Below are 17,981 nucleotides of genomic sequence, written 5' to 3' on the forward strand. Positions count from 1 at the left end.
GGCGTTCGTGAGGACAATGAAGCCACTGAACTTGGCCACGCATGCGATGCGCTTGATCATGCTATTTCTGAACTTGAAGGATCGACAGAGATCGTCCTTGAACGCGGCGCGAAAAATGCCGAGATGGCGCAGGTGCTTGCAACTCCTTATTTGCGCCAAGCAGCATTGTGTATTGCCGGCTGGTTGATGCTGCGCTCCCTGCAGATGGTGAAAAAAGCCGGTACACCGGAAGACCTTGGATCAGGCAAAACGCAAAGCTGTTTGTTCTTCTTTGGTCAACTTCTACCAGAGGCCGATTTTATGGCCGCACAGGTCCGCAATTGCACGGACCCGAAGATGCTCTAGGCACAGCCTTATTTTCGCCGTGCTTCTTGACCAAGGATATGGTGCATCGCCGCTATCGACTGATTAAGGCGGTGCACCCATTCCGCCCTATCCATCAACCCTGCCGTTCTTTGCTGTACTTCTGGCCCAACATTCGGAAATTCCGCAAGATTTCGCCGGATTTGATGACAATTTCCTGTTTCGATTTTCAATTGCTTCTCTATAATCCGCCCAATGAATCGCTTAACCCGATATATGCTGAAACAGCTGTTGATCATGATGGTCTTCGTGACACTGGGTCTCCTCTGTGTCATCTGGCTGTCGCAAAGCTTGCGCTTTGTCGAAATGATCGTGAATCGGGGGCTGTCGATCACCGTATTTTTGCAGCTGACGTCCTTGCTGCTGCCCAGCTTCCTGACGATCATTATTCCGATCGCGTTGTTTTTCGTGATTGTTTTTACCTACAACAAACTCATTCAGGACCGCGAACTGATCATCATGCGCGCAGCCGGGCTTAGCCAGTGGGCTCTCGCAAAACCGGCATTGATGGTGGCGCTGCTTTCGACATCAGTTTGTTACTTTCTCACCCTTTTCTATCTTCCCTACAGTTACGAACAGTTCAAGGAACTGCAGTTTTCAATCAGGAATGATTTTTCATCAGTTCTTCTGCAGGAAGGCAGCTTTACCGATCTTGACGGATTGACCGTTTATGTGCGTGAGGTTGGCCGGGACAATGAACTGCTTGGCATCCTGGTACATGACGCACGCGATCCCAATGCTCAAACCACAATGATGGCGAAACATGGCGCCCTGGTCAGAACCGACGATGGGCCACGTATTGTTCTGCTCGACGGTAACCGCCAGGAAGTTGACCCCGAAGACGGCACCATGTCGATCCTGTATTTTGATCGCTATGCCGTGGATATCGCGCAAGGGGGAGCAGATGAAGGCATTCGCTATCAGGAAGCCCGCGAACGCAGCGTCTATAATCTGTTGACCGGAACCCCACCCGACATCGCCCGGCACGATCTCGGTTCGTTCCGAGCAGAAGGACATGATCGCCTGATTTCGCCGCTTAATGCTATTGCCTTTGCAAGCATTGCGTTGGCTGTACTTGTTTCAAGCAGTTTTTCCAGACGTGGCCAGACAGGCAGGCTGCTGGCGGCGATTGGTGTGATGGTCTTGTGTCAGGCTTCCGGTATTGCGATGAAAAACCTTGCCGCCAAGAACCCGGCACTTGTTCCGCTGATGTATATGAACGTATTGCTCCCGATTGCTGTCGGACTTTATTGGACATTCCGTGGGCCTGTCGTCAAGGCACGGCGCGCACAAGCTCAAGAGGCAGAAGCATGAGGATTTCACCGCTTCTGACCTGGTATTTCGGCAAGCATGTGCTTGTATCTATTCTGTCAATTTTGGCCCTTTTGATCGGGCTAATCCTCATCGGTGATACGATCGAGTTACTCCGGCGTGCTGGTGGGAAGCCCGATGCAACGGTCAGCATAGTATTGCAGATGGCGACCAGCCGTATTCCATTCATGACCGAGAAAGTTCTGCCCTTTGCCGTTCTTTTCGGGTCCATGTTCTCGTTCTGGAAGTTGACAGGCAATCAGGAACTGGTCGTAACGCGGGCCGCCGGCGTTTCAGCATGGCAGTTCATGCTGCCGCCTATCCTGTGTGCTCTCCTCCTTGGTTTTATTCAGGTGGGCGCTCTAAATCCATTATCCTCGATTCTGCTACAGAAGTACGAAACGCTCGAAGCGCGCTATCTGCAGAATAACGCAAGCGTGATGAACCTTTCCTCAAGCGGGCTTTGGCTGCGACAAGGCACACAGGATGGCCAAGCTGTTATCTATGCACGTTCCGTCAATCGGCAGCAGGGCGATCAACTCGATCTTCGAGACGTCACAATATTCCGGTTCGAAGATGCCGACAGTTTCACAACCAGGATTGATGCCGGACGTGCGGTACTGGAACCAGGCACTTGGCATTTCTATAATGCATGGACTTTTGTTCCGGGTCAGGCCAGCACATTCTCAGATGAGCTGATGTTGCCAACCAATCTTACCACCCGGAAAATCCAGGATAGTTTCGCATCACCAGAAACCATGTCATTCTGGGACCTGAAACCCTTCATCACTTTGCTTGAGCGTGCTGGTTTTAACGCAACCCGCCATCGCATTCACTTTCACGGCCTGTTGTCGAGACCTTTACTTTTATGCGCAATGGTTCTGATAGCGGCTGCATTTTGCCTTAAATTTTCTCGACGTCGGCGCGCATCGCTTGTTATCGGTGGTGGTGTCGCAACAGGGTTCATACTCTATTTTTGCACAGACGTAATTTCGGCTTTGGGTGTTTCAGGGGGCATTCCGCCCATTTTGTCGGCTTGGGCCCCTGCGGGGATTTCCTTGTTACTCGGGGTATCCACTTTGCTGCATCTTGAGGATGGCTAGCCTATGGTCATGGCGGGGGGAATGATAAAAAGATTAGCAACAGGCACCATTCTGGGCTGTGGAATTTGCATTGGCGGGGGGCTTGCAAACATGTATCCCGCAATGGCCCAAACAACTGACTCAGAAGTTCGCCAACCAGCCCCGGCCATTCTGTTTAGCGCAGATGAGGTTGATTACAATCAGGATCTTCAAACAGTCACCGCACGCGGGAATGTCGAAATCTCACGCGAAGGCAGGATTTTGCTTGCTGATACAGTAAGCTACGACCGTTCACAGGACGTATTGACGGCTTCAGGAAATGTCAGCATTACCGAGCCAAGCGGCGAAGTGACCTTTGCAAGCTATGTCGAGCTGAGTGGTGATTTCAAGGAGGGCATCGTCGAAGACATTTATGTCTTGCTTGACGAGAATACCCGTATCGCCGGATCTGGAGCCCGACGCAGCGGAGGAAACTTCACCGAGATAGCCAAGGCTGTCTACTCCCCTTGCAAGGTTTGCGAAGACGATGGCGGCAATTCAACCCCGCTTTGGCGTATTCGCGCAGCTCGCGTCTTGCATGATGCCAATGCCAAAACAGTAGAATATAAAGACGCGCGCCTCGAAGTTGCCGGTGTGCCAATTCTGTACTCGCCCTATTTTCAACACCCCGACCCAACCGTCAAACGCCAATCAGGCCTTCTCGCTCCCTCCTTTGGCAGTACCAGTCATGTTGGTAGCTACTTCAGTCAGCCTTATTACTGGGCGATTGATAAAAGCAAGGACATGACGTTCACTCCCACCTACACGACGGATGAAGGCCCGTTGCTCGCGACAGAATACAGACAACGCTTTGACAGTGGCGAGATGGAATTCGTCGGCAGTGTGACCAATGACAATGAAGACAAGTGGAAAGGACACATTGATGCAGAAGGCCGGTTCGATATTGATCGAACATGGCGTTGGGGCTTTGATGCCGAGCAAGCGACCGAAAAAACGTACCTGTCGCGATACGGCTTCGCGTCGCCATCAGTTCTGACATCCAACTTGTTTACCGAAGGTTTTCGGGGAGCAAGCTATACTCGGGCAGACGCGTATTACTTCCAGGGTTTAAAGAGCGATGATGATCGAGACACGACGCCGTTGGTACTTCCGCACATGCAGTTCCACGGACAGTCTTCTCCTGCGAAATACGGAAGTGTCACGACGCTTGACCTCGACGCATTGTCCCTAACCCGAAAAGAAGGCGCAAATTCACATCGCGTTTCTGCCAAAGCAGGGTGGGAACTACCGCATGTGGGCACAATGGGAGATGTCACCAAATTAAGCCTCTCTGTCCGCAGCGATAATTACATCGTTTCAGACGTTAGCCGTACCGGCAAGAGCGACTATGACGGCTACGCGGGCCGCATCCTACCGCTCGCTGCGATCGACTGGCAGATGCCGTTTGTGAGCAACCAGGGTGCATACCATCAGGTTATTACCCCAATGGCGATGGCCGCATGGTCTCCGAACGGTGGCAACCATGATGAAATTCCCAATGAGGACTCCCAATCCTTCGAGTTCGATGACATCAATCTCTTTGCGCATGATCGCTTTGGCGGTCTGGACCGCGCAGAGGACGGCTTTCGGGCAAGTTATGGTCTTGAATGGGGCGTTTATGGGCCCGATGGAGGCTACACCAGCGCCATGGTTGGCCAAAGCTATCGTGCCAACGAGAATGACACGTTCGCCGCTGGTTCGGGCCTAGATGAACATCTTTCAGACTATGTCGGGCGCGTAACTGTGGCGCCTAACCAGTATCTTGACCTGACGTATCGCTATCGACTGTCAAATGACGATTTTTCAGCTCGACGGAACCAAGTTTCCGCCAGTGCCGGCTCACTTGATACGTTGCGTATAAATACAACTTATGTCCACTTCACTGACGATGCTGGCAGTGAAGAGTTTGAGGAACGCGAAGAGCTGTATTTTCAGGCACAACGTCGTTTCAACCAGTATTGGACGGGTCGTGCCTATGGACGTTATGACATAGATCAGTCTGACCCCTTGGAATATGGCGTCGGTTTCGTTTATGAAGATGAGTGCTTCATCTTCGATGGTCGTATTCGCAGAACCTTCTATCAGGATCAGGACCTTGGCGAGTCTGACGAGTTCCTTTTCCGTTTGGTCTTCAAGACCCTTGGCGAGTTTGCATCTGCAGCCGGATTGTAAGTTAAAATGGTTTCCAAATTTTCGATTTCTACATCCTTGAAAATCTGTGCTGTGATGATGGCCGTCACGCTTTCAATGTTGACAGCACCACTTCGCGCCCAGTCCCCTGTTGGCGTCGCGGCGGTGGTGAATGACGATCCGATTTCGATTATTGACCTTGTCGAGCGCATCAAGCTTGTGGCCGTCTCCTCAAATATCGAGATGACGCCCCAGCGCAGCAATGAAATGGCGCCGCAGATTTTGCAGCAGCTGATCAATGAAAAGCTGCAAATGCAGGAAGCAGAGCGTCGTGGTATTGAGGTTAGCGATGAAGAGATCGCACGTGGGAAATCGATAATCGAGCAAAATGCAGGCCTGCCGGATGGCATGCTTGATACCTATCTCGCAGAACGTCAGGTCGCCCCGGGAACCCTTGAAAATCAGATCCGGCCGCAGGTTGCATGGCAGAAGGTTCTGGGCACCATGCGTAATGAAGTCCAGATTTCCGACTCAGAAATCGACGACAACCTTGAACGCATCGTCAGCAATCAGAACAAGCCACGAAACCGAGTGCAGGAGATTTTCCTGCCGGTCGACAATCCTCAAGACAGCACACGTGTATATCAGACCGCACAGGAAATTCTGGACGCGGTGAACCAAGGTGCAGATTTCGGTGGTCTGGCCCGGCAATTCTCCGCAAGTGCCAGTGCCGCCAACGGTGGTGACCTTGGTTGGCTTTACGCCGGTGAAATGGCGAGTGACTTACAACAGGCCGTCAATCAGCTTCAGCCCGGTGACGTCAGTGCCCCGATCCAGACCATTCGCGGTTACTACATCGTGAAACTGCTGGATCGTCGTGTAGGCGATACCAATGCAGTGACAGACACCCGCCTAGATCTTTATCAGCTGTTCGTACCGATCAATGGCGACATGCCGCAGGATCAAATTGATGCCAAAATCGCCGTTCTGCAAAACACCCGCGAAACTGCCAATAGCTGTGACGCCATGGCAAACGTTGCCGTGGACCTTGGTTCCGATCTGAGCGGCAAGATGGAGGGCATTTCGCCCGAAGAACTCTCCGGTCCGATCCGGCAGGCCATCGGCAATCTTGAGCAGGGCACGCCATCCAATATTGTTCGCGTTGATGGCGGAGCTCTGATGGTCATGATTTGCAACATCACCGAAGAGAGCAACCTACCCAGCCGTCAGGACATCGAAAACCGTCTGCGGATGGAACGTCTTGATATTCTGGCACGTCGCAAACTTCGTGAACTGCGTCGCCAGGCCTTTATTGATATCCGGATCTGATCCGGTCAACAGGACCCAGACAGGATGACAGAAATCGCCCCCATCGCGCTGACCATCGGCGAGCCCGGCGGCATCGGGCCGGAGCTTGCGGTCAAGGCATGGCTTCGGCGCACGCAGGATCAAATCGCGCCATTCTGCCTGTTATCCCCTGTCAGCATTGTCAAACACGCAATCACGCAAAGCGGAAGTAACGTTCCGCTAAAGGTTATTGACACGATTGACGAGGCAGCATCAACATTCAAACACGCCTTGCCGGTTCTAGACGTCGCGAATATTACCACCGATATCGTTTCAGGTATTGCATCGCCGAGAACAGCAAGTGTGGTGATTGAATGCATCACAAAGGCCGTCGAATTGGCAACCCACGGCGACGCGTGTGCCGTCGTGACCAATCCGATCCAGAAAAGTGCGCTTTATGAAGCGGGTTTCAGCCATCCCGGCCATACCGAGTTTCTCGCGGAACTTGCCGGTCCGGGAACAATTCCGGTCATGATGTTGGCCAACAGCAAGCTGCGTGTTGTTCCGCTGACCATTCACATCGCGCTCAAGGATGTCCCGACACAGCTGACAACTGAGCTGATTGTCGAGCGTTGCCGGATCACGCATCATTCTTTAAAGGATGCTTTCGGGGTCACATCTCCGCGCCTTGCCATTGCAGGCCTGAACCCGCATGCGGGCGAGGATGGCGCGATGGGCTTCGAAGAACAAACCATAATGCGCCCCGCGATCGAACAGCTTCGTGGCGAAGGTATTGATGTTATCGGGCCACTGCCAGCAGACACCATGTTCCATGAAGAAGCACGGGCGAACTACGATGTGGCACTTTGCCCGTATCACGATCAGGCACTGATCCCCGTCAAGACACTTGATTTTCATGGTGGTGTGAATGTCACGCTGGGATTGCCATTTATAAGAACATCACCAGATCATGGCACCGCGCTTGATATAGCAGGCAAAGGTATCGCGCGCCCAGATAGCTTGATCGCAGCACTCAAGATGGCAGCAGAAATGGCAACAAAACGCCTTGCGACGGGAGCCTGACCGACGTGTCAGAAGACAACGACAATACTGGCAAACTTGCCAATGATGGCCTTCCGCCTCTGCGCGAAGTGATCGCAACCCATGATCTTTCGGCACAAAAGAAATTCGGCCAGAACTTCCTTTTTGATTTGAACCTGACCGGGCGCATTGCCCGCGCAGCAGCACCACTTGACGATGCCACCGTAATTGAAATCGGTCCGGGCCCTGGCGGCCTGACGCGTGCGTTGCTGTTTAACGGTGCAAAAAACCTGACCGTGATCGAGCGTGATCCGCGCTGCCAGCCGGTTTTGGAACAGATCAGCAATCATTACCCCGGTGCGCTGCATGTCATTGATGGCGATGCGCTGGACGTCAACGTTACAAAATTGGGCCCGGCCCCGCGCAAGATCGTCGCCAACCTGCCCTACAATGTTGGCACACAGCTATTGCTGGGCTGGTTGATGCAGATTGATCAATTTGCCAGCCTGACCCTGATGTTCCAGAAGGAAGTCGCGGAGCGCGTCGTGGCGGGGCCAAAAACCAAGGCCTATGGGCGTTTATCGGTCCTGTGCCAGTATCTGTGTGACTGTGACATCCTGTTTGATGTCCATCGCAGTGCCTTTACACCACCGCCCAAGGTAACCTCCGCTGTCGTGCAACTCCGGCCCAAGGCAGACCGTGGCACGGACATCAATCTGGATAGCCTGGCCAAAATCACCCAGGCTGCCTTTGGTCAACGGCGTAAAATGCTGCGTGCCAGCTTGAAGACATTAAACGTCAATGTCGGAGAATTGCTTGCAAAGGCTGGCATTACCGAAACGGTGCGAGCAGAGGAACTGAGTGTCGCGGACTTCGTTCGCCTCACACTGGTCCATGATGAAATGGCCGCTTCTTAAAGCGGCCATTCTCGTATCCGATATCAATCGGTCAGAAGCTTTTTGACAAAGTCCGGCAGGCCCGTTTGACGTTCGCGTTTGATGCGTTCGGCGCCAATGATGTGCCGAACATCATCAATGCAACGATCAAGATCGTCATTGATCAGCACATAGTCAAATTCTTCCCAATGGCTGATCTCCGCCCCGGCCTTGGCCATACGTTTCATAATCACGTCATCGGCATCCTGCCCGCGATCACGCAGGCGGCGCTCCAGTTCACCCGATGAAGGCGGCAGGATAAAGACCGACACAACATCGTCTCCGCCCTTGTCGCGCAGTTGGCGGGCACCCTGCCAGTCGATGTCAAACAGCACGTCACGGCCTTCCGAAAGCGCCTTTTCAACCGGTCCAATGGGCGTCCCATAGTAATTGCCAAACACTTCTGCCCATTCAAGCAGTTCGTCATCGGCGATCATATGTTTGAATTCATCAACCGATTTGAAAAAGTAGTGGGTGCCTTCTTGTTCACCGGGGCGGGCCGCACGCGTTGTTGCCGACACAGACAAGGAGATCTTATCGTCGTTTTCTAGCAACTGACGGGTGATTGTCGTTTTACCGGCACCCGACGGGGCACAGAAAACCAGCATCACACCACGGCGGTTATGCGGATCAGTCATCAAGGTTCCTTCCCTACCCGCTTATTCGACGTTCTGGACCTGCTCGCGGAGCTGATCGATGATCACTTTAAGCTCCATCCCGCAATTGGTCAGTTCAATATCGTTGGCTTTCGAGCACAAGGTATTGGCTTCGCGATTGAATTCCTGACACAGAAAATCAAGCTTGCGCCCGATAGATCCACCCTTTGAAAGCATATCACGGGCAGCCGTGATATGGGCTTTAAGACGATCAATCTCTTCGCGGATATCGGCCTTGGTGGCGAGGACTGCAGCTTCCTGATGCAGGCGTTCTGGATCGAACTTGCCCGCATCCATCAATTCTTCGACCTGACGTTTCAGACGATCCTTGATCGCCTCGGCACGGGCTGCCTCGCAATTCTGGGCGCGGGTCACGGTTGCTTCGATGTTATCGATATGTCCGCGCAGCATCGCATCCAGCTTTTCGCCTTCTTCGGCCCGGTGGGCGGCCATCTGATCAATTGCGTCATTCAGGCTTGCCAGCACGGCGGCGTCATTGGCGTCCCGGGTTGCTTCATCTTCCTGCGGCTCATAGGCCTCAAGCACACCGCGTACGTTCATCAGATCCGCGATGGTGCCGCTCGACAAGCTGCTGGTATTGTCAAACTCCTCAGCAATCTGAACCAGTTCGGAAAGCAGTTCCCGGTTCACCGAATAGGCATTCGTATCACCAGACCGCGACACATTTAGCGTGACGCCCATATTTCCACGTTTGAAGCGTTTGGAAACCGCGTCGCGTACCTTGGCTTCAAGGCGTTCAAACCCGCCATTCAGGCGCAGGCGAACATCAAGCCCTTTGCCATTGACGCTGCGCAACTCCCAGGTCCAGCCAAAACCATCTGCAGCGCCATCAACGCGCGCAAAGCCGGTCATGCTTGAAACGGTCATACTTTCATCCAATCTGCTTTTGTGTTTCGGCGTTTATAACGATTGCCCCCTGTTCCGCCAAGGGTGAACACCGATCGTCCACGCGATATCGACAATATGGTATTGATTGCTGCTATTTCATAATGCTGCCCTATTGCTGCAGCATGTTCCGCAAAAATCGATACTGATAATTCAAAACGTCGTAAGAGCAAAAATGTCCTTTCAGTACAATGCCATTCTGATCACTGGTGCCAGTTCCGGCATAGGAGCGGCGCTTGCCCGCCATTTTGCGCGTACCGGCGTGACGCTTTTTATCAGCGGGCGCAACCAAACGCGTCTGCAACTCGTGGAAAATGACTGCCGGGCAGCCGGGGCAAATGTGTATGCCGATATTCTGGATGTGACATCGCGCGAAACCATGGAGGCTTACGTCACCCATTGTGACGAAATCGCCCCGCTTAGCCTTGTCATCGCCAATGCCGGTATTTCAGCGGGCACCGGCGGTCTTGGCGAAAGCCCCGAACAGGTCCGCGATATCTTTGCCACCAATGTTGCCGGGGTTCTGAACACCATTGATCCTGCGATCAAGGTCATGCGCACGCGCAAACGTGGGCAGATCGCCCTTGTTGCATCGCAGGCTTCCTGGCGCGGTTTACCTTCTGCCCCGGCCTATTGTGCCAGCAAGGCAACTGTAAGGGTTTACGGCGAGGGATTACGCGGCGCATTGGCTCCTGACGGTGTGAAGGTAAATGTCATCTGCCCGGGCTTTGTAAAAAGTCGCATAACCGATGCCAACGATTTCCCGATGCCATTCTTCATGCAGGCCGACAAGGCCGCAAAGAAGATCGTGCGCGGGCTTGAGCGCAACAAGGGCATGATCGCCTTCCCGTGGCAAATGAACCTGATCATCGGGATGCTTAAAATGACACCGCAGTGGTTGATGGATCTTGCAGCATCCCAGATCCCGAAGAAAACGTCATCTTCCGATACCCACGACGGCCACTAAAAGGAAAGGCGGCATCAGATTGATGCCGCCTTCCTCAATTTTGTTTCAAAGCGTTGTCGTACTCACTGCCCGTCACGGATGCGCCGCCACTTGGCGACGTTGCGATTATGCTCATCAAGCGTGCGGGCAAAGGCATGTCCGCCCGTGCCATCGGCAACAAAGTACAAATCCTCCGTCGCGGCCGGATGCAGCACGGCATAGAAGGCTTCACGACCCGGATTGGTAATCGGCCCTGGCGGCAGGCCTGCATTCACATAGGTGTTATACGGGCTTTCAAAGCGCCAGTCCTTACGCGTCAACGGACGTTCGAGACGCTTTTCCGGGCTGAGTGCGTAAGCAACTGTCGGATCCGATTGCAGGCGCATATCACGTCGCAGGCGATTGACAAAGACTCCGGCAACCCGCGCGCGTTCGCCCGCCACACCAGTTTCGCGTTCAACGATGGATGCCAGAATGACGGCCTCTTCGATTGTGTCAAACGGCAAGCCTTCCTGACGACCGGGCCAAAGTTGTTCGACCATCTGGTCATGGGCCGCGCTCATACGATCGATGATGCTTTGCTTGGTATCACCAAACGAGAACTGATACGTCTCGGGCAGCAAGGTGCCATCGGCGGGGATATCGGTGATCTCGCCACTGAGTCCATCAACCAGATTGATCCGTTCAACGATTTCGCCAGACCTAAGGCCTTCCGGAATCGTGACAAACCGCTTGACCGTATCTCCGTTTGCAAGGATTTCCGCTGCCCGTTTCGGGCTGACACGCGCCGGGAAATGGTATTCCCCCGCACGAAGAGACCGGTCAAGCTGACTGAAGCGGACCCCAGCAAGGAAGATCAGCGGCTCGGTGATGATGTTTTCACGTTGGAAAATCTCGGCAATGCCGCGCACACCAGTCCCCTGCGGGATGATGATGTCGCGTTCCTGCGCCATATTGCTGGGCGATGTGTATTGCACATAAACATACACCGCTGCCCCACCTATGGCGAGAGCAGCGGTGATGATCAGAAAGCCCAAAAAAAGCAGAAAACGCTTCAAGGGAATGCTCCCGGGGTTGCTCTGCTGTTTAAACGGCTTTGAACACGAGCGACGCGTTGGTGCCACCAAAGCCGAACGAGTTCGACAGCGCGACATTAACTTTGCGCTGTTTGGCTTCAAGCGGAACCAGATCAATGCCTTTGCATGCTTCGGACGGATTGCGCAGGTTCAGCGTCGGCGGAACGACACCTTCATGGATCGCAAGGATCGAGAACACTGCTTCAATCGCACCGGCAGCCCCCAGAAGGTGACCCGTTGCCGATTTTGTCGAAGACATCGACATGTTCTGGGCGTGATCACCAAACAGGCGCTTGACCGCACCAAGTTCGATTTCATCGCCAAGCGGAGTCGAGGTGCCATGCGCGTTGACGTAATCAACATCTTCCGGGTTCAGACCCGCATTGCGGATTGCATTGCGCATCGAACGGAAACCGCCATTGCCGTCTTCTGCCGGTGCGGTGATGTGATAGGCATCACCCGACATGCCGTAACCGGCAACTTCGGCGTAAATCCTTGCTCCACGCGCTTTGGCGTGTTCGTATTCTTCAAGAACGACACAACCGGCACCTTCGCCCATGACGAAACCGTCACGGCCTTCATCCCACGGACGGGATGCTTCGGTGGGCGTGTCATTGTAACCGGTCGAAAGCGCACGTGAGGCGGCAAAGCCCGCCATGCCAAGACGGCAGACAGCGGCTTCGGCACCACCGGCAACCATGACATCGGCATCGCCAAGCATGATCATGCGCGATGCGTCGCCAACAGCGTGTGCACCGGTCGAACAAGCGGTAACAACCGCATGGTTCGGACCTCTAAGGCCGTGCTTGATCGAAACCTGACCCGAGACCAGGTTGATCAGGCAAGACGGAATGAAGAACGGACTGACGCGGCGGGTCTTGCCGTTATTGACCAGATCAGATGCCTCGGAAATCCGTGGCAGACCACCGATACCCGAACCAATCAGAACGCCGGTGGCTTCCTGATCTTCTTCGGTTTCCGGCTTCCAGCCGGAATCGGCAAGCGCCTGATCAGCAGCAGCAACGCCATAGACGATGAAGTCGTCCATTTTTTTCATGTCTTTGGTCGAGACATGATCTTCAGCGTTGAAAAGTCCGTCACCCTCACCGCGCGGCACAAGGCCAGCGATCTTGGCAGGGATATCCGACACGTCAAACGTATCGATGCCTTTGATCCCGGATTGGCTTTTCAGCAGTTTCTGCCAAGTGTTCTGTGCGCCGCTTGCAAGCGGAGTAACAGCACCAATACCGGTAACAACTACGCGTCTCATCCCGCATTACGCCTTTATTTTATGAATCCAGCAAAGACGAAAAGGGCGCCTGAGGATGCCCTCTGGCGCCCATGTCTGACAGCGAACTTAGCTGTCCGCCTTTTCGATGAAGTCGATCGCGTCTTTAACGGTCAGAATTTTTTCAGCCGCGTCGTCCGGGATTTCACAACCGAACTCTTCTTCAAACGCCATAACCAGCTCAACGGTGTCCAGGCTGTCTGCGCCCAGATCGTCGATGAAGCTTGCGTTTTCAGTGACCTTGTCTTCTTCAACACCGAGGTGCTCGACAACGATCTTCTTCACGCGATCTGCGACATCACTCATAGCTCAAATCCTTCAATAGGTTTTCTGTCAGTAGTGTAAACGTGGTACCCGATCCGTCCCCCTATTGAAGGAGTTCCCGGGAACCGGAAACCGACAACGAACAATCGCCAGTTTCAATATTTGGTATAGCGGCCCCTTTTAAGCAGAAAAGAAGGCAACCCGCAACGGGTTAAATCATCGCCATTCCGCCATTCACATGCAAGGTCTGTCCTGTGACATAAGCTGCTTCGTCACTCGCAAGATACAGAACCGCTGCAGCGATCTCTTTGCTGTCGCCCATGCGACCTGCCGGGATACCGCCCAAAAGCTTTTCTTTCTGGGCGTCTCCGAGTTCTTCGGTCATCGCCGTGGTGATAAAGCCCGGTGCCACACAATTTACCGTGATCCCGCGGGCTGCAACTTCCTGTGCCAGCGATTTTGACCAACCAATCATGCCGGCTTTGGCTGCGGCATAGTTGGTTTGGCCCGGATTGCCCGTCACACCAACGATCGAGGTAATATTGATGATACGACCATGACGACGCTTCATCATGCCACGCAGGGAGTTACGCGCAAGCTTGAAGGCTGAGGTCAGGTTCACATCAAGAACTGCCTGCCAGTCTTCGTCCTTGAGGCGCATGGCAAGCTGATCACGGGTGATTCCCGCATTATTGACCAGAATATCAAGCTGACCGCCCAGCGCTTCTTCGGCATTCTTGATCAGGCCATTGACCGATTCTGAATCCGAAAGGTTGCCCGGAACCACCACCGCGTTGTCGCCGATTTCAGCAGCAACCGCTTCGAGGCGTTCCTGACGGGTCCCCGACAGAGCGACCTTCGCACCAGCGCCAGCCAGAACCTTGGCGATTTCGCCACCGATACCGCCGGTCGCACCGGTTACAAGTGCCGTTTTCCCTGCAAGATCAAACATAAATTCTCGTTCCCTTTGGGTTCGTTCGTGTTCACAACACTCTTAAAGAGTGCCGAGGAATGCTTCGATATCTGCCGGACCGTTGACAGCCGTGCCGCTCAGTTCGCGGTCAATGCGGCGTACCATACCGGTCAAAACCTTGCCTGCGCCGATCTCTACCAGATCGGTGATGCCTTGTTCCTTCATATAAAGAACCGACTCACGCCAGCGCACGGTTCCGCAAACCTGCTCTACAAGGAGTTTACGAATGGTTTCCGGATTATCAGTTTTTTCTGCGGTCACGTTGGCAACAACCGGCTTGCCTGGCGCATTCATGGTGACAGCGGCCAGTGCCTCTGCCATGCGATCAGCAGCCGGCTGCATCAGGGCACAATGGAACGGTGCAGATACCGGAAGCAGGACAGCGCGCTTGGCACCCTTTTCCTTGGCGATTTCAATTGCACGTTCAACGGCTGCCTTGTGGCCGGAAACAACCACCTGCCCGCTGGCATTGTCATTGGCCGCGGTGCAGACTTCGCCTTGTGCTGCCTCTTCGGCAACGGCAACGGCATCCGCATAATCAAGACCAAGAAGCGCAGCCATTGCGCCAACACCAACCGGGACAGCGGCCTGCATGGCCTGACCACGGATTTTCAGAAGGCGTGCGGCATCGGCAATCGCAAAGGTGCCCGCAGCAGCAAGTGCGGAATATTCACCAAGGGAGTGGCCCGCGACCAGTTCGCATTTGTCGGTCAGGGTAAAGCCGCCCTCTTTTTCCAGCACACGGGTTACCGCAAGGCTGACCGCCATCAGGGCCGGCTGCGCATTTTCTGTAAGGGTCAGTTCGTTTTCCGGTCCTTCGAACATCAGCGCACTCAGCTTTTGGGAAAGCGCGTCATCAACTTCCTGGAAAACTTCGCGGGCAATCGGGAATGCTTCTGCCAGTTCCTTGCCCATACCTACCGCTTGCGACCCCTGGCCGGGGAAAACGAGTGCGCGTGTCATTATATTAAATAAACCCTTGTCAGCTTCTACGAAGGCTGTGCCGAAAACCGGCCCCTTGAAATTGAGCCACCCTTGATAACGTGCGCAAGCGCACTGTCAAGAACTGAAACCCCTCGGGTGCGGTCCGTCCGGCTTTTCATCACCCGAAAAGACACACAACAATATTAAAGTGCATGCATCGGGCCTTTTAATCATCATCGCGCGTTTATGGCATATTTCGCGCCATTTACGAAGGACTGCCTGTTGCGCAGCGCACAATGGCCGCCCCGATAACCATGACCAGCAACCTGGAACCTGCGCGCCTTGAACCCCCTTTGTTTGCGGGCGATGAACACCAACTACTGCTCCCCTGCGCCACAAAAACCCTCTTCACACGGCAACGCATGACCGTTATCACAAAACCGCAACGCTCACAGCCCCGGATGGCTTCGCCGCAACCCGACGGGTTCTGCGGGTCAGGCTTAATTGATCAGCCCATCCCGTAAACGGTAAAAAGCTGCATTTGGCGTTGCACTCATGGGTGAAAAGTGTATATTCCGCCGTCTCACGGCTCCTTGCCGGGATTGCCCGGCTATGCCTGCATGGCACGAGGTCATGTCAGGAAGAGATAAGCCAAAAGGAGTAATAGGAGTATTATGAGCAAGTACGAGAGCGTGTTTATCGCACGTCAGGACTTCTCGACCGCACAGGTCGAAAGCCTGAATGAAAAGCTGACCCAGACCATCGAAGGTCTCGGCGGCAAAATCGCCAAAACCGAATATTGGGGTCTGCGTTCCCTGGCATACCGTGTCAAAAAGAACCGCAAAGGCCACTATACCCTCTTCCAGATCGAAGCTGAAAAAGACGCGATCGCGGAATACGAGCGTCAGATGCGCCTGAACGAAGACGTTCTGCGCCAGATGACTGTCAAGGTTGACGAGTTCGAAGAAGAACAGTCTGCCATTCTGCGCAACCGCGACGAGCGCGGCGGTCGTGGCGGCAATCGCCGTGGCGGTCCCCGTCAGAACGGCTAACAGATAGCGAGGAGATAATATCATGGCTGGACGTCGTCTGTTTTTCCGTCGTCGCAAAACCTGCCCGTTCTCGGGTGCGGATGCGCCGAAGATTGACTACAAAGATGTCAAACTGCTGCAGCGTTTCGTTTCCGAACGCGGCAAAATCGTTCCGAGCCGTATTACTGCGGTTTCGGCCAAGAAGCAGCGCGAACTGGCGAAAGCCATCAAGCGTGCACGCTTCCTGGCGCTGCTGCCTTACGCAGACCAGGTCTGAGGCAGTCGGCAAGAGACCCTTTTGAGGTCTCGGGCCGGGAGTAGATGATGCAACGTGACACCCTCATAGCGATCGGGACCGGACTTGGCAGTGCCGTTCTGTTCCTGCTGGTTCTATCAGGAAATCCGTTTGCTCTTTTGCTCTCATACTTCGGGCATCTGCCGCTTTTCCTGACGGGATTGTGGCAAGGGCCCAAACGCCTGCTGGTTGCGGCATTTGCCGCATGTATTGCCCTCGTTCTTTTGGGGGGATTACTGCCTTTCACGGTCTTTATGGTCGTGTTTGCCGGACCGGCGATGTTGTTGACCCGCATGGCGCTGGTCATCCGGAAAGACCAAAATGGCAATGTTGCCTTCTTGCCTTCCGGAATTGTCGTAAGTGCCATGGCCGTCATGGTCGCGACGGTAATGATCTTCGTTACCGGAACACTGACGGCGGAAGGTGTGGACATACAGGACTTCATCGCGAAGTTCCTGAGCCAGATGTACTCGGAAATGGGTGTCCCCATGACATCCGATGTTCAGGGTCTGATTGGTATGTTCCAGACGTACTTCCCGGCGATTGCTGCGGTGAGCTGGCTGTTGATGCTGTTCGCCAATGCCGCAATCGCACAGGCAATTTTGGTGCGTGCAGGCAAAAACCTGCGTCCGACACCAAGTATGGCATCCTTTGCCTTGCCTGGCTGGTCACTGTTTGCGTTTGCCCTGGCCGGGTTTACGGTCGGCTTTGCCGATGGTTCGCTGGCCTATGTGGCGCGCAACGTCGCGGTGGTACTGGCGGTGCCGTTCCTGTTTCAGGGATTGGCGCTGGTGCATGGGCAGGCAGCCCGATGGCCGCAAAAACGTGTAATTCTGACGGTGTTTTACATCGTCGCGGTTCTGTCCACTTGGTCGTTTATCGCGATCACCGGACTTGGAATTGTTGAGCATTTAATCAGGCTGCGGGGGAAAGAACCGATGACCCGTAGCGATGAGGAGGATCGGTGATGGAAGTTATTCTGCTCCAGCGGGTAGAAAAACTCGGTCAGATGGGTGACGTAGTCACTGTCAAGCCGGGCCACGCCCGCAACCGCTTGCTGCCGCAGGGCATGGCCCTTCGTGCAACCAAAGCAAACATCTCTGTGTTCGAAGCACAGAAAGCACAGCTCGAAGCTGACAACCTGGAACGCCGTAAGGAAGCAGAAGCTGTTTCCGAGAAGATGGGTGAACTCGCAGTCACCGTCGTTCGTCAGGCATCCGACGTTGGCCAGCTTTACGGTTCGGTCACTGCCCGCGATATCGCAAACGCAGTAACCGAAGCAGGCTTCACTGTTGCCCGTACCCAGGTCGTTCTTGATCAGCCGATCAAGACCCTTGGTCTGCATCAGGTCCGTATCAACCTGCACCCGGAAGTTATCATTGAGGTAACCGCCAACGTTGCACGTTCCGAAGAAGATGCCGCTGAACAGCTCCG

At 54.2% G+C, this 17,981-nt stretch carries 19 protein-coding genes; 12 read left to right on the forward strand and 7 right to left on the reverse strand.

Annotation, left to right across the window (positions count from 1 at the left end; genetic code table 11):
• The 7 genes from B2R48_RS08015 to rsmA all read left to right on the forward strand — a co-directional run.
• The coding region (locus B2R48_RS08015) for an acyl-CoA dehydrogenase C-terminal domain-containing protein (RefSeq protein WP_296999308.1) at positions 1-345 on the forward strand (345 nt) is incomplete at its 5' end.
• A 234-nt stretch (positions 346-579) separates the two neighbouring features.
• Complete coding sequence (gene lptF / locus B2R48_RS08020) at positions 580-1,677, forward strand: LPS export ABC transporter permease LptF (RefSeq protein WP_213474569.1); 1,098 nt, start codon at positions 580-582, stop codon at positions 1,675-1,677.
• Positions 1,674-2,777, forward strand: a complete 1,104-nt coding sequence (lptG, locus tag B2R48_RS08025; RefSeq protein WP_296999309.1) for an LPS export ABC transporter permease LptG — start codon at positions 1,674-1,676, stop codon at positions 2,775-2,777. Before lptF ends, lptG begins: the two co-directional genes overlap by 4 nt.
• Positions 2,778-2,780: 3 nt before the next feature.
• Positions 2,781-4,967: an LPS-assembly protein LptD gene (locus tag B2R48_RS08030; protein WP_296999310.1), complete on the forward strand. Its 2,187-nt coding sequence runs from the start codon at positions 2,781-2,783 to the stop codon at positions 4,965-4,967.
• A 6-nt stretch (positions 4,968-4,973) separates the two neighbouring features.
• On the forward strand, positions 4,974-6,254 hold the full coding sequence (locus B2R48_RS08035; RefSeq protein WP_296999311.1) for a peptidylprolyl isomerase: 1,281 nt from the start codon (positions 4,974-4,976) through the stop codon (positions 6,252-6,254).
• Between the two features lie 24 nt (positions 6,255-6,278).
• Positions 6,279-7,295, forward strand: a complete 1,017-nt coding sequence (gene pdxA, locus B2R48_RS08040) for a 4-hydroxythreonine-4-phosphate dehydrogenase PdxA (protein WP_296999312.1) — start codon at positions 6,279-6,281, stop codon at positions 7,293-7,295.
• Between the two features lie 5 nt (positions 7,296-7,300).
• Complete coding sequence (gene rsmA / locus B2R48_RS08045) at positions 7,301-8,170, forward strand: 16S rRNA (adenine(1518)-N(6)/adenine(1519)-N(6))-dimethyltransferase RsmA (RefSeq protein WP_296999313.1); 870 nt, start codon at positions 7,301-7,303, stop codon at positions 8,168-8,170.
• A 23-nt stretch (positions 8,171-8,193) separates the two neighbouring features.
• On the opposite strand, the gene gmk is transcribed toward rsmA, so the two are convergent.
• Both gmk and B2R48_RS08055 read right to left on the reverse strand, forming a co-directional pair.
• Complete coding sequence (gmk, locus tag B2R48_RS08050) at positions 8,194-8,826, reverse strand: guanylate kinase (protein ID WP_062957475.1); 633 nt, start codon at positions 8,824-8,826, stop codon at positions 8,194-8,196.
• A 21-nt stretch (positions 8,827-8,847) separates the two neighbouring features.
• Positions 8,848-9,732, reverse strand: a complete 885-nt coding sequence (locus B2R48_RS08055) for a YicC/YloC family endoribonuclease (RefSeq protein ID WP_296999314.1) — start codon at positions 9,730-9,732, stop codon at positions 8,848-8,850.
• 193 nt (positions 9,733-9,925) lie between these two features.
• Here B2R48_RS08055 and B2R48_RS08060 point away from each other — a divergent pair, with 193 nt between their 5' ends.
• Positions 9,926-10,717, forward strand: a complete 792-nt coding sequence (locus B2R48_RS08060; protein ID WP_296999315.1) for an SDR family NAD(P)-dependent oxidoreductase — start codon at positions 9,926-9,928, stop codon at positions 10,715-10,717.
• 62 nt (positions 10,718-10,779) lie between these two features.
• Here the strand turns inward: B2R48_RS08060 and mltG are convergent, their stop codons facing one another.
• From mltG to fabD, 5 genes are all read right to left on the reverse strand, one after another.
• A complete protein-coding gene (gene mltG, locus B2R48_RS08065; protein WP_296999316.1) occupies positions 10,780-11,754 on the reverse strand; it encodes an endolytic transglycosylase MltG in 975 nt (324 codons plus the stop codon).
• Positions 11,755-11,782: 28 nt separating this feature from the next.
• A complete protein-coding gene (gene fabF, locus B2R48_RS08070) occupies positions 11,783-13,042 on the reverse strand; it encodes a beta-ketoacyl-ACP synthase II (protein WP_062957479.1) in 1,260 nt (419 codons plus the stop codon).
• Positions 13,043-13,129: 87 nt separating this feature from the next.
• Positions 13,130-13,366, reverse strand: coding sequence for an acyl carrier protein (locus B2R48_RS08075; protein WP_008890547.1), 237 nt, complete (start codon positions 13,364-13,366; stop codon positions 13,130-13,132).
• Positions 13,367-13,535: 169 nt separating this feature from the next.
• The gene (gene fabG, locus B2R48_RS08080) at positions 13,536-14,276 is read right to left on the reverse strand and encodes a 3-oxoacyl-[acyl-carrier-protein] reductase (protein WP_062957480.1); all 741 of its coding nucleotides are present in this window, start codon (positions 14,274-14,276) and stop codon (positions 13,536-13,538) included.
• 42 nt (positions 14,277-14,318) lie between these two features.
• Positions 14,319-15,260: an ACP S-malonyltransferase gene (gene fabD / locus B2R48_RS08085; RefSeq protein ID WP_296999317.1), complete on the reverse strand. Its 942-nt coding sequence runs from the start codon at positions 15,258-15,260 to the stop codon at positions 14,319-14,321.
• 635 nt (positions 15,261-15,895) lie between these two features.
• On the opposite strand from fabD, the gene rpsF reads away from it, so the two are divergent.
• From rpsF to rplI, 4 genes are all read left to right on the forward strand, one after another.
• Positions 15,896-16,273, forward strand: a complete 378-nt coding sequence (gene rpsF / locus B2R48_RS08090; RefSeq protein ID WP_062957482.1) for a 30S ribosomal protein S6 — start codon at positions 15,896-15,898, stop codon at positions 16,271-16,273.
• 22 nt (positions 16,274-16,295) lie between these two features.
• Positions 16,296-16,529: a 30S ribosomal protein S18 gene (gene rpsR, locus B2R48_RS08095; RefSeq protein ID WP_033067602.1), complete on the forward strand. Its 234-nt coding sequence runs from the start codon at positions 16,296-16,298 to the stop codon at positions 16,527-16,529.
• 47 nt (positions 16,530-16,576) lie between these two features.
• Positions 16,577-17,515, forward strand: a complete 939-nt coding sequence (locus tag B2R48_RS08100) for a DUF2232 domain-containing protein (RefSeq protein ID WP_062957596.1) — start codon at positions 16,577-16,579, stop codon at positions 17,513-17,515.
• A partial coding sequence (gene rplI, locus B2R48_RS08105) for a 50S ribosomal protein L9 (RefSeq protein ID WP_296999318.1) occupies positions 17,515-17,981 on the forward strand: 467 nt, incomplete at its 3' end. The genes B2R48_RS08100 and rplI, both read left to right, overlap by 1 nt.

The organism is Thalassospira sp. UBA848, assembly GCF_002295455.1.
Taxonomy (GTDB): Bacteria; Pseudomonadota; Alphaproteobacteria; order Rhodospirillales; family Thalassospiraceae; genus Thalassospira.

What these genes read in the sequence shown, in the direction of transcription:
- lptF (WP_213474569.1), top strand. Translation starts at nt 580, where the DNA reads ATGCTGAAACAGCTGTTGATCATGATGGTCTTCGTGACACTGGGTCTC.
- lptG (WP_296999309.1), top strand. Translation starts at nt 1,674, where the DNA reads ATGAGGATTTCACCGCTTCTGACCTGGTATTTCGGCAAGCATGTGCTT.
- B2R48_RS08030 (WP_296999310.1), top strand. Translation starts at nt 2,781, where the DNA reads ATGGTCATGGCGGGGGGAATGATAAAAAGATTAGCAACAGGCACCATT.
- B2R48_RS08035 (WP_296999311.1), top strand. Translation starts at nt 4,974, where the DNA reads ATGGTTTCCAAATTTTCGATTTCTACATCCTTGAAAATCTGTGCTGTG.
- pdxA (WP_296999312.1), top strand. Translation starts at nt 6,279, where the DNA reads ATGACAGAAATCGCCCCCATCGCGCTGACCATCGGCGAGCCCGGCGGC.
- gmk (WP_062957475.1), bottom strand. Translation starts at nt 8,826, where the DNA reads ATGACTGATCCGCATAACCGCCGTGGTGTGATGCTGGTTTTCTGTGCC.
- B2R48_RS08055 (WP_296999314.1), bottom strand. Translation starts at nt 9,732, where the DNA reads ATGACCGTTTCAAGCATGACCGGCTTTGCGCGCGTTGATGGCGCTGCA.
- B2R48_RS08060 (WP_296999315.1), top strand. Translation starts at nt 9,926, where the DNA reads ATGTCCTTTCAGTACAATGCCATTCTGATCACTGGTGCCAGTTCCGGC.
- fabF (WP_062957479.1), bottom strand. Translation starts at nt 13,042, where the DNA reads ATGAGACGCGTAGTTGTTACCGGTATTGGTGCTGTTACTCCGCTTGCA.
- B2R48_RS08075 (WP_008890547.1), bottom strand. Translation starts at nt 13,366, where the DNA reads ATGAGTGATGTCGCAGATCGCGTGAAGAAGATCGTTGTCGAGCACCTC.
- fabG (WP_062957480.1), bottom strand. Translation starts at nt 14,276, where the DNA reads ATGTTTGATCTTGCAGGGAAAACGGCACTTGTAACCGGTGCGACCGGC.
- fabD (WP_296999317.1), bottom strand. Translation starts at nt 15,260, where the DNA reads ATGACACGCGCACTCGTTTTCCCCGGCCAGGGGTCGCAAGCGGTAGGT.
- rpsF (WP_062957482.1), top strand. Translation starts at nt 15,896, where the DNA reads ATGAGCAAGTACGAGAGCGTGTTTATCGCACGTCAGGACTTCTCGACC.
- rpsR (WP_033067602.1), top strand. Translation starts at nt 16,296, where the DNA reads ATGGCTGGACGTCGTCTGTTTTTCCGTCGTCGCAAAACCTGCCCGTTC.
- B2R48_RS08100 (WP_062957596.1), top strand. Translation starts at nt 16,577, where the DNA reads ATGCAACGTGACACCCTCATAGCGATCGGGACCGGACTTGGCAGTGCC.